This window comes from Streptomyces lavendulae subsp. lavendulae, from assembly GCF_002803845.1.
Classification (GTDB): Bacteria; Actinomycetota; Actinomycetes; order Streptomycetales; family Streptomycetaceae; genus Streptomyces; species Streptomyces lavendulae.
Genome location: NZ_CP024985.1, coordinates 5839323 through 5852909 on the forward strand (window position 1 = coordinate 5839323; position 13587 = coordinate 5852909).

General features: G+C 72.3%; 10 protein-coding genes. 7 read left to right on the top strand and 3 right to left on the bottom strand.

Translation table 11 applies throughout. The features are described from left to right. Together SLAV_RS25995 and SLAV_RS26000 are read left to right on the top strand one after the other, a co-directional pair. Positions 1–1506, top strand: coding sequence for an APC family permease (locus tag SLAV_RS25995; protein ID WP_037688502.1), 1506 nt, complete (start codon positions 1–3; stop codon positions 1504–1506). Continuing rightward, positions 1482–3062 carry an amidohydrolase gene (locus SLAV_RS26000; protein ID WP_030238673.1) on the top strand — a complete coding sequence of 527 codons (1581 nt, stop codon included), beginning with the start codon at positions 1482–1484 and terminating at the stop codon, positions 3060–3062. Before SLAV_RS25995 ends, SLAV_RS26000 begins: the two co-directional genes overlap by 25 nt. Before the next feature lie 34 nt (positions 3063–3096). Here SLAV_RS26000 and SLAV_RS26005 read toward each other — a convergent pair whose 3' ends face one another. The 3 genes from SLAV_RS26005 to SLAV_RS26015 all read right to left on the bottom strand — a co-directional run bounded on the left by SLAV_RS26005 (position 3097) and on the right by SLAV_RS26015 (position 6767). Continuing rightward, the gene (locus SLAV_RS26005; RefSeq protein ID WP_051841358.1) at positions 3097–3984 is read right to left on the bottom strand and encodes a phosphatase PAP2 family protein; all 888 of its coding nucleotides are present in this window, start codon (positions 3982–3984) and stop codon (positions 3097–3099) included. Between the two features lie 102 nt (positions 3985–4086). Beyond that, positions 4087–5118 (bottom strand): LacI family DNA-binding transcriptional regulator, encoded by a 1032-nt coding sequence (locus SLAV_RS26010; RefSeq protein ID WP_030238678.1) that lies wholly within the window; start codon positions 5116–5118, stop codon positions 4087–4089. A gap of 26 nt (positions 5119–5144) precedes the next feature. Continuing rightward, entirely contained in the window at positions 5145–6767 is a 1623-nt protein-coding gene (locus tag SLAV_RS26015; RefSeq protein WP_030238680.1) for a glycoside hydrolase family 13 protein, read from the bottom strand. A gap of 222 nt (positions 6768–6989) precedes the next feature. On the opposite strand from SLAV_RS26015, the gene SLAV_RS26020 reads away from it, so the two are divergent. The 5 genes from SLAV_RS26020 (at position 6990) to SLAV_RS26040 (ending at position 12874) form a co-directional block, all read left to right on the top strand. Then, a complete protein-coding gene (locus SLAV_RS26020) occupies positions 6990–8264 on the top strand; it encodes an extracellular solute-binding protein (RefSeq protein WP_030238682.1) in 1275 nt (424 codons plus the stop codon). Positions 8265–8272: 8 nt separating this feature from the next. After that, positions 8273–9313, top strand: a complete 1041-nt coding sequence (locus SLAV_RS26025) for a carbohydrate ABC transporter permease (RefSeq protein ID WP_030238685.1) — start codon at positions 8273–8275, stop codon at positions 9311–9313. Beyond that, positions 9310–10179 carry a sugar ABC transporter permease gene (locus SLAV_RS26030; RefSeq protein WP_030238688.1) on the top strand — a complete coding sequence of 290 codons (870 nt, stop codon included), beginning with the start codon at positions 9310–9312 and terminating at the stop codon, positions 10177–10179. The genes SLAV_RS26025 and SLAV_RS26030 overlap by 4 nt, the downstream gene beginning before the upstream one ends. A gap of 77 nt (positions 10180–10256) precedes the next feature. Further along, positions 10257–11867, top strand: a complete 1611-nt coding sequence (locus SLAV_RS26035; RefSeq protein WP_030238690.1) for a glycoside hydrolase family 13 protein — start codon at positions 10257–10259, stop codon at positions 11865–11867. Then, positions 11855–12874, top strand: coding sequence for a LacI family DNA-binding transcriptional regulator (locus SLAV_RS26040; protein ID WP_234333846.1), 1020 nt, complete (start codon positions 11855–11857; stop codon positions 12872–12874). Before SLAV_RS26035 ends, SLAV_RS26040 begins: the two co-directional genes overlap by 13 nt. The last annotated feature ends 713 nt before the right edge of the window (positions 12875–13587 follow it).

A 13587-nucleotide genomic window follows, 5' to 3' on the forward strand; every position in this document is an offset into this window, starting at 1 on the left:
ATGCCCGAAACGCCAGAGCCACCGGCCGCCCCCGCCCTCCGCGGCGCCGCGCTCGGTACCGCCGACATCTCCTTCTTCGTCGTCTCGGCCGCCGCCCCCCTCACCGTCATGGCCGGCGTCGCCCCCGTCGCCATCCTCCTCGGCGGCATCGGCGCCCCCGCCGGCTACCTCCTCGCCGGCCTCACCCTCGCCGTCTTCGCCGTCGGCTTCACCACCATGAGCCGCCACGTCACCAGCGGCGGCGCCTTCTACGCCTACATCGCCCGCGGCCTCGGCAAGCGCGTCGGCATCGGCGCCGCCCTGCTCGCCCTCGTCGGCTACAACGGCATGGAGATCGGCGTCTACGGCCTCCTCGGCACCACCACCGCCGACACCGTCCACGCCCTCGCCGGAGCCGACGTCCCCTGGCTGCCCGTCTCCCTCGCCGGCCTGCTCCTCGTCTGGTACGGCGGCTTCCGCTCCATCGACTTCGGCGCCAAGCTCCTCGGCGTCCTCCTCGTCGCCGAGACCGGGATACTCGTCCTCCTCGCGGCGGGCGTCCTCCTCAAGGGCGGCGCCCACGGCCTCTCCCTCGGCTCCTTCGCCCCCGGTGCCGTCCTCGTCCCCGGCACCGCCGCCGTCCTGGCCTTCGCCTTCGCCGCCTTCACCGGCTTCGAGTCCACCGTCATCTACCGCCGCGAGGCCCGCGACCCCGACCGCACCGTCCCCCGCGCCACCTACATCGCCGTCGCCTTCCTCGGCCTCTTCTACGCCTTCGTCGTCTGGACCGTCATCCAGGCCTACGGCGCCGAGGAGGTCGTGGGCGCCGCCACCCAGGACCCCGGCGGCCTCTTCTTCACCGCCATCACCACCTACGTCGGCCCGTGGGCGGCCGACCTGATGCACCTCTTCATCGTCACCAGCGTCATCGCCTCCCTCCTCGCCTTCCACAACGCCATCAACCGCTACGTGCTCTCCCTCGCCGAGGAAGGCGTCCTGCCCGCCGCCCTCGGCCGCGTCCACCCCCGCCACCGCTCCCCGTACCTCGCCGGAGCCGCCCAGACCCTCCTCGGCGCCGTCGTCGTCCTCGGATTCGCCCTCGCCGGGGCCGACCCGTACCAGCAGCTCCTGCTGTGGGTGAACACCCCGGGCATGATCGGACTCATGGCGCTGATGCTGCTGGCCGCCCTCGCCGTCCCCGTCTACTTCCGCCGCACCGTCCACTCCGAGGGCCGCTGGCGGACCGTGGTCGCGCCCGTCACCGCCGCCGTCCTGCTGGCCGTCGCGCTCTGCCTCGTCATCTCCCGGGTCGGCCTCTTCACCATGGCCTCCACCACCGTCAACACCGTCCTGGTGGCCCTCGTCCCCGCCGTCTTCCTCGCCGGGACCGCCCTCGCCGGGCGCCTGCGCACCCGCCGCCCCGACGTCTACGCCCGCTTCGCCGAAGACCCCGTCCAAGACACCGCCCAGGACCCTGCCGAAGACCCCGAAGGAGCCCAGCCGTGCCCGCAGCCGACACCGTCCTGACCGGAGCCCGCGTCCGCACCCTCGACCCCGCCCGCCCCGAGGCCGGAGCGGTCGCCCTCGCCGGCGGACTCGTCGTCGCCGTCGGCCACGAGAGCGACGTACGCGACTGGCGCGGCCCCGGCACCCGGGTGATCGACCTCGGCGGCGCCACCCTCACCCCCGGCCTCACCGACGCCCACAGCCACCCCGTCTGGGGCATCGAGATGTCCACCGGTGCCGACCTCACCGCCGTCCGCGACCTCGACCAGCTCCGCGCCGCCCTGCGCGCCGCCCCGCGCACCGGCGGCTGGGTCCTCGGCTGGGGCCTCGACCACAACGCCTTCGGCGGCCGGCCCGTCCACCGGGACCTGATCGAGGACTCCCTCGGCGGAGCCCCCGCCTTCCTGCGCCTCTACGACGGCCACTCCGCCCTCGCCAGTGGCCCGGCCCTCGCGGCCGCCGGCATCACCGGCGCCCGCGCCTTCGCCCAGCGCTCCGAGATCGTCTGCGACGCCGACGGAGCACCCACCGGACACCTCGTCGAGCACGCCGCGATGGCCCTGGTCGGAGCCCTCGCCCCCACACCCCCGCCCGCCGAGCGCCGCGCCCGCCTCGTGGAACTGCTCTCCGCGATGGCCGCCACCGGCCTCACCGGCGCCCACGTCATGGACCTCGGCGACGGGGACGTACCGGCCCTGCTCTCCACCGTCGAGTACGAGGGCCACCTCCCGCTGAGGCTGCGCCTGGCCCCCTGGTGCATGCCCGGCGCGGACGAGGACACCCTCGCGGAACTGATCGGGCTCCAGGGACAGCGCGGACGCCACTGGCAGGTCGGCGGGGTCAAGCTCTTCATGGACGGCAGCGTCGAGGGCGGCACCGCCTGGCTCCAGCACGCCGACTGCCACGGCCAGGGCACCGAGGCCTTCTGGCCCGACCCCGAGGCCTACTCCCGGGCCGTACGGCTCCTCGACGCGGCCGGGGTGCGCACCGCCACCCACGCCATCGGCGACGCGGCCGTCCGCCACGTCCTGGACACGGTCGCCTCCCTGGGACCCCGGGCGCGCATGCGGCACCGGATCGAGCACATCGAGACGGTCCCCGACGACCAGCTGGCGCGGTTCGCCGAGATCGGCGTGATCGCCTCCATGCAGCCCCCGCACACCGCCTACACCCGGGCCGACCACACCGACGAATGGTCCAAGCGGCTCGGTGACGCACGCGCCGGACGGGCCTGGCGCTGCCGGGACCTGCGCGACGCGGGAGCCGTCCTGGCCCTCGGCTCGGACTGGCCCATCGCCCACCACGACGCCCGCCAGGTCCTCGCGACGGCCCTGCGCCCCCGCGGCGCGGCTTCCGGCGGGCGGGCCCTGACCGGGCTGATGGCCCTGGAGGGGATGACCTCGCACGCGGCCCTCGCGGCGGGCGAGGAGGCGGTGGCGGGCCGGATCGCGCCCGGCCTGCGCGCGGACCTGACGGCCTTCACCGTCGACCCGGTCACGGCGGGCCCGGACGAGCTGGCGCAGGCCCCGGTCCGGCTGACCGTGTCGGGCGGCCGGATCACCCACGGCGAGCCCTAGCGCGGTGATCCGGAGCGGAGCGGACGGACCGGACCTAGCGGCGGAAGCGGTTCAGCAGCGCCGCCGAGGCGGGGTGCGGGTCGGTGTGCACCGGCTGCCGCGGCAGCCGGTGCGGCAGCGAGCCGTACCAGATCCGCGTGACGGCGAACCCGAAGGCCAGGCAGGTCATCCCGCCGACGGCGTCCAGCCAGAAGTGGTTGGCGGTGGCCACGATGACGACGAGGGTGGCGGCCGGGTACAGCAGGCCCAGGATCCGGGCCCACGGCGCGGACGCGACCGCGAAGATCGTCAGCCCGCACCAGAGCGACCACCCTATGTGCATGGACGGCATCGCGGCGTACTGGTTGGACATGTGCTTGAGGTTCCCCGAGGCCATCGAACCCCAGGTGTGGTGGACCAGCACGGTGTCCACGAACTGCTGCCCGTTCATCAGCCGGGGCGGCGCGAGCGGGTAGAAGTAGTAGCCGACCAGGGCGACGCCCGTGGTGGCGAACAGCACGAGCCGGGTGGCCGCGTAACGCCCGGGATGGAAGCGGTAGATCCACACCAGCACGCCGATGGTCACGACGAAGTGGAGCGTGGCGTAGTAGTAGTTCATCCCCACGATCAGCCACGTCACGGAGTTGACCGCGTGGTTGATCGACTGCTCGACGGCGATCCCCAGACCGTGCTCGACGCTCCAGATCCAGTCGGCGTTCGCGAGGGCGGCTGCCTTCTGCTCCGGTACGGCGTTGCGGATCAGCGAGTAGGTCCAGTAGCTGACCGCGATCAGCAGGACCTCGAACCAGATGCGCGGCCGCCGCGGCAGGCGCAGCCGTGCGAGCAGGGTGCGCTCGGACTCCCGGCGGACCTCGCCCTCGCTCACGATGGGCGACGAGACGTCCGTCCGGGTTTCCAGTGTCTTCACGCTCGCTTCACCCATGGGGAGAGAGTCTGCCAGATGCGTTCTCGCCTCCGATCATCCCTCCGGACGGTCTTCGGCGCCCGTGCTCAGCCCTGCGGAGTACCCGCGGACCCGGGGCCCCTAGGGCCTTCGGCGCTGCCCCGGCCCGGAGGCCGTGGAACCGCGGACCACCAGTTCCGGCAGAAAGACGAACTCGCTGTGCGGGGCCGGCGTACCGCCGATCTCCTCCAGCAGCGTGCGCACGGCGGCCTGCCCCATGGCCAGCACCGGCTGGCGGATCGTGGTCAGCGGCGGATCCGTGAACGCTATGAGGGGGGAGTCGTCGAAGCCGACCACCGACACGTCCCGCGGGACCGCGAGGCCCTGCTGCCGGGCGGCCCGGATCGCCCCGAGGGCCATCATGTCGCTGGCGCAGACGACGGCCGTGCAGCCCCGCGCGATGAGCGCGGACGCGGCGGCCTGCCCGCCCTCCAGTGTGTACAGGGAATGCTGGATCAGCTCCTCGACCTCGGCCTCGTCGAGCCCGAGCCGCTCGCGCATGCCGATCCGGAAGCCCTCGATCTTGCGCAGCACCGGCACGAACCGCTTGGGCCCGACGGCCAGGCCGATCCGGGTGTGCCCGAGCGCGGTCAGGTGGGTCACGGCGAGCTGCATCGCGGCCCGGTCGTCGGGGGAGACGAAGGGCGCCCGCACCTTGTCGGAGAAGCCGTTGATGAGGACGTAGGGGACGCCCTGGCCGCGGAGTTGGTCGTAGCGGCCCATGTCGGCGGTGGTGTCGGCGTGCAGACCGGAGACGAAGATGATGCCGGAGACCCCGCGGTCCACCAGCATCTCGGTCAGTTCGTCCTCGGTGGACCCGCCGGGCGTCTGCGTGGCCAGCACCGGCGTGTACCCCTGCCGGGTCAGCGCCTGTCCGATGACCTGGGCGAGCGCCGGGAAGATGGGGTTGTCCAGCTCGGGGGTTATCAGCCCGACCAGACCCGCGCTGCGCTGGCGCAGCCGGACGGGCCGCTCGTAGCCGAGCACGTCGAGCGCGGCAAGCACGGACTCGCGGGTGCCTGCGGCCACACCGGGCTTGCCGTTGAGCACGCGGCTGACTGTGGCTTCGCTGACCCCCGCCTGGGCTGCGATGTCGGCTAGCCGTGCGGTCACGGGATTGGACTGTACCGGTCCCCGGCTCACAACGCCCACCACGTGCAGGAATCCGTCGGGAGCACAACGGTGCGGCCGTCCGTCTCCACCGGTGAGCTGGACAGGACGGGCCGGCCGGGGGAGGGGATCTCCAGGGAGCCCGCGCGGGTGTTGAGGGTGCAGGCGAAGCCGGGGCGGGTGAAGAGGAGGACGCCCTCGGGGGAAGGGAGCCAGGTCAGGGGGCCCGCGTCCGGGGAGCCGAGGCCGGGCAGGGCCCGGCGCAGCTCCAGCGCGGCCCGGTACAGCTCCAGCGTGGAGTGCGGGTCGCCGGTCTGCGCGGCCACGCTCAGTTCCGCCCAGTCGGCCGGCTGCGGGAGCCAGCTGCCGCCCGGCCCGAAGTCGTACGGGGGCTGGGGCCCGGACCAGGGCAGCGGGATCCGGCAGCCGTCGCGCAGGCCCTCCTGCCCGGCCGAGCGGTGGAAGGCCGGGTCCCGGCGGACCTCGTCGGGCAGGTCGGTCACCTCGGGCAGGCCCAGCTCCTCGCCCTGGTAGACGTACGCCGACCCGGGCAGGGCCAGCATCAGCAGCGCCGCCGCCCGCGCCCGCGCCAGGCCCCGGGCGCCGCCGCCGTAGCGGGTCACGTGCCGCACCACGTCGTGGTTGGACAGCACCCAGGTCGTCGTCGCCCCGACCGAGGCGGTGGCGGCGAGGGACTCGTCGATGACGACGCGCATCCGCTCCGGGTCCCAGGGGCAGTTGAGGAAGCGGAAGTTGAAGGCCTGGTGCAGCTCGTCGGGGCGGACGTAGAGGGCGAGCCGCTCCGAGGTGGGCGCCCAGGCCTCGGCGACGCCGATCCGCTCGCCCCCGTAGGAGTCGAGCAGGCGCCGCCAGGAGCGGTGGATGGTGTGGACGCCGTCCTGGTCGAAGAAGGGGAGGGGCTCGGTGCCGATCAGGGTGGCCTGCGCGCCGCGGCCGATGTCGGGCAGCCCCGGGGCCTTGACCATGCCGTGGGCGACGTCGACGCGGAAGCCGTCCACCCCCAGGTCCAGCCAGAACCGCAGGACGGAGGCGAACTCCGCCGCCACCTCGGGATGCTCCCAGTCGAGGTCGGGCTGCTGGGGGGCGAACAGGTGCAGGTACCAGGAGCCGTCCGGGACGCGGGTCCAGGCGGGGCCCCCGAAGACGGACTCCCAGTCGTTGGGCGGCAGCGCGCCGTCGGCGCCCCGGCCGGGACGGAAGAGGTAGCGGGCGCGGGCGCCCGGCTCGTCGGCGAGGGCGTCGCGGAACCAGGGATGGCGCTCGGAGGTGTGGTTCGGGACCACGTCGACGATGACCCGCAGGCCCAGCTCGTGCGCGGCCCGTACGAGGTCGTCGGCGTCGGCGAGGTCCCCGAAGAGGGGGTCGACGGCCCGGTAGTCGGCGACGTCGTAGCCGCCGTCCGCCTGCGGGGAGACGTAGAAGGGGGTCAGCCACAGGGCGTCGACGCCGAGCCGGGCCAGGTGCGGCAGCCGCTCGCGCACCCCGCGCAGGTCCCCGACGCCGTCCCCGTCGCTGTCGGCGAAGGAGCGCACGTACACCTGGTAGATGACGGCATCGCGCCACCAGCCGCGGCTAGCGGTCGGGTTGCTGGAAGAGCTTGCAAGCGGGAGGGCCGTCAACTCATGGGTCATATCGGGGTCAACGCGGGTACACGCCCCCTGGTTGCGGGCCCGTGGACTCGAAGAACGTTCGAACGGACAGCAAGCTGCGGCAACCGTAGGGACACACGGATGTAACGATCAGCTCGTCTTGCAGAAATTTGCCGCAAGGTCTTTCGGTCAGCTTTCAGGCTTGTTACGTTCTCGGCAACTCGGGACCGCGAGGGCGCGGCCGGGATCATCGAAGGAGTTCATATGCGGCGTGGCATAGCGGCCACCGCGCTGGTCGCGACCCTGGCGCTCGCGGCGACGGCTTGCGGCGGTGACACCAAGGGCGACGGTGGCGAGACGAAGGCCGGCGGCGAGCTCTCCGGCACCGTCACCTGGTGGGACACCTCGAACGACGCCGAGAAGGCGAGCTTCCAGAAGATCGCCGAAGCCTTCACGGCGAAGCACCCCAAGGTGACCGTCAAGTACGTCAACGTGCCCTACGGCGACGCCCAGAACAAGGTCAAGAACGCCTTCAGCAGCGGCTCCGAAGCCCCTGACGTGATCCGCGCCGACGTCGGCTGGGTCGCCGACTTCGCCTCGCTCGGCTACCTCGACGAGGTCCCGGCCGACACCGCGAAGAAGGTCGACGCCGAGTTCCTGCCGCAGGCCGCCGCCAGCGGCAAGTACGAGGGCAAGACCTACGCCGTCCCGCAGGTCATCGACACCCTCGGCCTCTTCTACAACAAGAAGATGCTCGCCGACGCCGGCGTCCAGCCCCCCAAGACCCTGGAGGAGCTGAAGACCGCCGCCGCCGCGATCAAGGCCAAGAGCGGCAAGACCGGCCTCTACCTGCGCGGCGACGACTCCTACTGGTTCCTGCCCTTCATCTACGGCGAGGGCGGCGACCTGGTCGACGCCAAGTCCAAGACGGTCACCGTCGACAACGCCGCGGGCGTCAAGGCCTTCAAGGCCGCCCGCGACCTGGTCTCCTCGGGCGCGGCGGTCACCAACGCCACCGACGGCTGGACCAACATGCAGACCGCCTTCAAGTCCGGGGAGGTCGCCATGATGATCAACGGCCCCTGGGCCGTCGCCGACAGCTACGCCGGAGACCAGTTCAAGGACAAGGCCAACCTCGGCGTCGCCCCCGTCCCCGCGGGCTCCGCCAAGGCCGGCGCCCCGCAGGGCGGCCACGACCTCGCCGTCTACGCCGGCTCCAAGAACACCGCCGCCGCGCACGCCTTCGTCGAGTACATGACCTCGCAGGAGGTGCAGGTGCAGTCCGCCAAGGACCTGAGCCTGCTGCCGACGCGCACCGCCGCCTACGAGCAGCCCGACGTCAAGGCCAGCGAGATGGTCCAGTTCTTCAAGCCCGCCGTGGACAAGGCCGTCGAGCGCGCCTGGATCCCGGAGAACGGCTCCCTCTTCGAGCCGCTGAAGGTCGAGTACACCAAGGCGGTCACCGGGGCCTCCAGCCCCGAGGACGCGGCCAAGGCGGCCGGCGTCGAGTTCCGCAAGATCCTCAAGGGCTGGAAGTAACGAGGACGATGGCTGCCGACACCAGCCAGTCGGTGGCGAAGGCCGCGGGCGAGGACGCCGGGAAGAACTCCGGCGCCGCCCGCGGCCCCCGCCGCGCGACTGCCAACGGAAATCCCCGGCCCGGCCGCGGCCTCGGCCGCGCCCTCGCCACGCACTGGTATGCCTGGGCCATGGTCGCCCCGGTGGTGCTCGTCCTCGGCGTGATCATCGGGTGGCCGCTCGTCCGCGGCGTCTACCTGTCGCTCACCGACGCCAACGAGCGCAACGTCTCCCGCACCATCGGCGTCCGCCACATCGAGGCGACGTACGAGTTCGTCGGGCTCGACAACTACACGGCCGTGCTCGGCGACCCGGTCTTCTGGCAGCGGCTGGTGTGGACGGTGCTGTGGACCGTCGCCTGCGTCTCCATCACCTTCGTCCTGGGCCTCGCCCTGGCCACCATGCTCAACCGGCAGTTCCGCGGCCGGGCCGCCTACCGGATGGCCCTCATCCTGCCCTGGGCCGTCCCCGGCTTCGTGTCCGTCTTCGCCTGGCGGTTCCTCTTCAACCGCGACAACGGCATCCTCAACAAGGTCCTCGACGGCGGCGGCATCTCCGCCGTGCCGTGGCTCGACGACCCCACCTGGGCCAAGTTCTCCGTCATCGCCGTCAACGTCTGGCTCGGCATCCCCTTCATGATGGTCGCCCTGCTCGGCGGCCTGCAGTCGATCCCCGGCGAGCTCTACGAGGCCGCCGAGATGGACGGCGCCCGGCCCTGGCAGCGGTTCCGGCACATCACGCTGCCCGGACTGCGCGCCGTCAGCATGACCGTGATCCTGCTCTCCACCATCTGGACCTTCAACATGTTCCCGGTGATCTTCCTGCTGACGCGGGGCGGCCCCGGCGACTCCACCGAGATCCTGGTGACCCAGGCCTTCCGCGAGGCCTTCATCGCGAGCCCCCGCGACTTCGCCGGCTCCGCGACCTGGGGCGTCCTCATCCTCGCCCTGCTCATGATCTTCGCGCTGGTCTACCGGCGCTCGCTGCGCAAGCAGGGAGAGGTGTGGTGACCGTGACCACCCCCGACAAGACCGCCCGCGCCCCCCGCGCCCGCGGCAGCCGCTCCCCGCTCGCCTCCGTCGGCCTGCACGCCACGCTCCTCGTCGCGTCCGTCGTCGCCGTGTTCCCGGTGCTGTGGATCCTGCTGACCTCGCTCAAGCCCGCGAAGTACGCGATCACCACGGACTTCGTGAAGGAACCCAACCTCGGCAACTACCGCTACCTGCTGGAGGACAGCCACTTCCTCGCCTGGTTCGGCAACTCCGTCCTGGTCGCCGGCGTCACCACCGTCCTCGGCGTGTTCATCGCCGCCACCACCGGGTACGCCGTCAGCCGCTTCAAGTTCCCCGGCATGAAGCCCCTGATGTGGACCCTGCTCATCACGCAGATGTTCCCGATGGCCATCCTCATCGTCCCGCTCTACAACCTCATGGGCGACCTCGGGCTGCTCAACCAGCCCCTCGGCCTGATCATCACGTACCTCACCATCGCCGTGCCGTTCTGCGCGTGGATGATGAAGGGCTTCTTCGACACCATCCCCGTCGAGATCGACGAATCCGGCCGGGTCGACGGACTCAACCCCTTCGGCACCTTCTGGCGCCTGATCCTGCCGCTCGCCAAGCCGGGCCTCGCCGTCACCGGCTTCTACGCCTTCATCACCGCCTGGGGCGAGGTCGCGTACGCCTCCGCCTTCATGGTCGGCGAGGAGAACCTCACCCTCGCGGGCGGGCTGCAGACCTTCGTCACCCAGTACACCTCCAACTGGGGTGCCATGAGCGCGGCCTCCGTGCTCATCGCCATCCCGGCGGCGATCTTCTTCCTCTTCGCCCAGCGCCACCTCGTCGCCGGGATGACCGCGGGCGCGACCAAGGGCTGACCACGGGCTGACCACCCGCGCCCGCCCCCGCATCACCGGCCCGATCTCCTCACCGGCCCGATCTCTTCAAGGACGACATGACCCAGCACCTCGCCGAAACGCTCTCCACCTCCAGCGGCACCCTGCCCGGCTGGTGGAGAGAAGCGGTGATCTACCAGGTCTATCCGCGCAGCTTCGCCGACTCCAACGGGGACGGCATGGGGGACCTCGAAGGCATCCGCAGCCGACTGCCCTACCTCAAGGAGCTCGGCGTCGACGCCGTCTGGCTGAGCCCCTTCTACGCCTCCCCGCAGGCCGACGCCGGCTACGACGTCGCCGACTACCGGGCCATCGACCCCATGTTCGGCAACCTGCACGACGCCGACGCCGTGATCCGCGAGGCCCACGCGCTCGGGCTGCGCATCATCGTCGACCTCGTCCCCAACCACTGCTCCGACCAGCACGAATGGTTCAAGCAGGCACTCCGCGAAGGCCCCGGCAGCCCGCTGCGCGAACGCTTCCACTTCCGCCCCGGACAGGGCGAGAACGGCGAGCTCCCGCCCAACGACTGGGAATCCCTCTTCGGCGGCCCCTCCTGGACCCGCGTCCCCGACGGCGAGTGGTACCTGCACCTCTTCGCCTCCGAGCAGCCCGACTTCAACTGGGAACACCCCGCCGTCCAGGACGAGTTCCGCTCCATCCTGCGGTTCTGGCTCGACCTCGGCACCGACGGCTTCCGCATCGACGTCGCCCACGGCCTCGTCAAGGCCCCCGGCCTGCCCGACCTCGGCCGCAGCGAACAGCTCAAGCTCCTCGGCAACCAGGTCCTGCCCTTCTTCGACCAGGACGGCGTCCACGAGATCTACCGCTCCTGGCGGACCGTCCTCGACGAATACGCCGGGGACCGCATCGGCGTCGCCGAAGCCTGGACCCCCAGCGCCGAACGCACCGCGCTCTACCTGCGCCCCGACGAGCTCCACCAGGCCTTCAACTTCCACTACCTGAACACCGGCTGGGACGCGGACGCGCTGCGCGCCGCCATCGACGACTCCCTCGACGCCATGCGACCCGTCGGCGCCCCCACGACGTGGGTGCTCTCCAACCACGACGTCGTGCGGCACGTGACCCGCTACGGCGGCGGCGACCAGGGCCTCGCCCGCGCACGGGCGGCCGCGCTGCTGATGCTGGCCCTGCCCGGGTCCGCGTACGTCTACCAGGGCGAGGAGCTCGGCCTGCCCGAGGTCACCGATCTGCCCGACGAGGTCCGCCAGGACCCCTCCTTCTTCAAGGAGAACGGCCAGGAGGGCCTGCGCGACGGCTGCCGCGTACCGATCCCGTGGTCGGGGACCGAGGCGCCGTACGGCTTCGGCGAGGGCGGCAGCTGGCTGCCCCAGCCCGCCGCGTGGGCGGGGCTGAGCGTCGAGGCGCAGACCGGCGACCCGGAGTCGACGCTGGAGCTCTACCGGACGGCGCTGCGCATCCGCCGCGAGCGGCCGGAACTCGGCGCGGGCGACGCCGTGGAGTGGCTGCCCGCCCCCGCCGGGGTGCTCGCCTTCCGGCGCGGCGGCTTCGTCTGCACCGTCAACACCACGGGCGAGCCCGTACGGATGCCCGCGCCCGGGACGGTGCTGCTCGCCAGCACGGCCCCGGCCGGGGACCCGGACCCGGACCTGCTCCCGGCCGACAGCGCGGTGTGGTGGCTGGGGTGACCTCCCCGCTCCGGCTGACGGACATCGCCGCGCAGGCCCAGGTCAGCGAGGCGACGGTCAGCCGTGTGCTCAACGGCAAGGCGGGCGTGGCGGCCGGCACCCGGCACCGGGTGCTGGCCGCGCTCGACCTGCTCGGCTACGAGCGGCCCGTACGGCTGAAGCGGCGCAGCAACGGGCTGGTGGGCCTGCTCATCCCCGAGCTGACCAACCCGATCTTCCCGGCGTTCGCCCAGGTCATAGAGCAGGCGCTGGCCGGGCACGGCTACACGCCGGTGCTCTGCACGCAGACCCCGGGCGGGGCCACCGAGGACGAGCTGGTGGAACAGCTGGAGGAACGCGGGGTCACCGGCATCGTGTTCCTGTCCGGCCTGCACGCCGACGCGTCGGCCGACCCGGCGCGCTACCAGCGGCTGGCGGCGCGCGGGGTCCCGTTCGTGCTGGTCAACGGCTTCAACGAGGCGATCAGCGCCCCCTTCGTCTCCCCGGACGACCGGGCGGCGGCCGACATGGCGGTACGGCACCTGGAGGAGCTGGGCCACCGCCGCATCGGCCTCGCGATCGGGCCGACGCGCTACGTCCCCTCCGCCCGCAAGGAGCAGGGCTTCCTCGCGGCGCTGCCGGGGGCGGCGGCCGAGGGGCTGGTCCAGCGCACCCTGTTCACGGTCGAGGGCGGCCACGCGGCGGGCGGCGCCCTGCTGGACCGGGGCTGTACGGGGGTGGTCTGCGCGAGCGACATGATGGCCCTCGGCGTCATCCGCGCGGCCCGCGAGCGGGGGCTGCGGGTCCCGCAGGACGTCTCGGTGGTCGGCTTCGACGACTCCCCGCTCATCGCCTTCACGGACCCGCCCCTGACCACGGTCCGCCAGCCGGTCCGCGCGATGGCCACGGCGGCGGTCGGCGCCCTCCTGGAGGCGGTGGCCGGCACCCCGGTCCAGCGCACGGAGTACGTCTTCCAGCCGGAACTGGTCGTACGGGGGTCGACGGGGCCGGGGCCGGAGGGGGGCTGAGGGGGGCTGGGGGGGGGCTTCCGGCGCGGGCCCGCCATCGCCCCCTCGACCCCCTGGGACCGGTCGGCGCCTGCCCACCCGCCCCCGGGTGCGGGGCGGGGTGAGGGGCGGCGGGGTCGAGGGGCGGCGGGACTTGACCTGGTCCGTGTCAGGGAGGGTTTGGGGGTTTCCCGTCAGTCTCATCGTCCTTCCGCGTCGGGCCGGGCTGTCAAGGGCGCTCCTTCGTCGCGTCGCTTCGCGATGGCCTTCGGCCACCCTTGACAGCCCGTCCCGCCACGGAATGCCAAAGACTGCCGGGAAACCCCCAAAAGAACGGTCCACGGGTTCATGAGCGAGGGACGGGCATCGCAGCGATGCGAGACCCGTCTCCGCCCGGTCCCGGATTCCGGCCCCGAATGGGCATCGGTCCGAGGCCAGGGCCGGCCCAGACCACCCGACAGGACGACCAGAGCGTCCAGCGGGCCCCAGGCGCGTCAGATCGCTACGCGCTTCACTCGGCATAGCGTCCGGCGGCCGTCTGGGGCTGGACATAAGCCGCCCACGGCCGGGAGCCTCTGTCCCTCACGCGGGCGCGGGTCGTTTGTCCTTTTTGGGGTGCTGGATGGGCCCCGAAGGGGCTCTGGTCGCGCCTCTCGGACTCTGAGGACGACTTTGTCGTCCGCAGAGTCCGACAAGAGCCCTCCAGGGAACAGGAAAGGCCCCAGGCGGCCGTC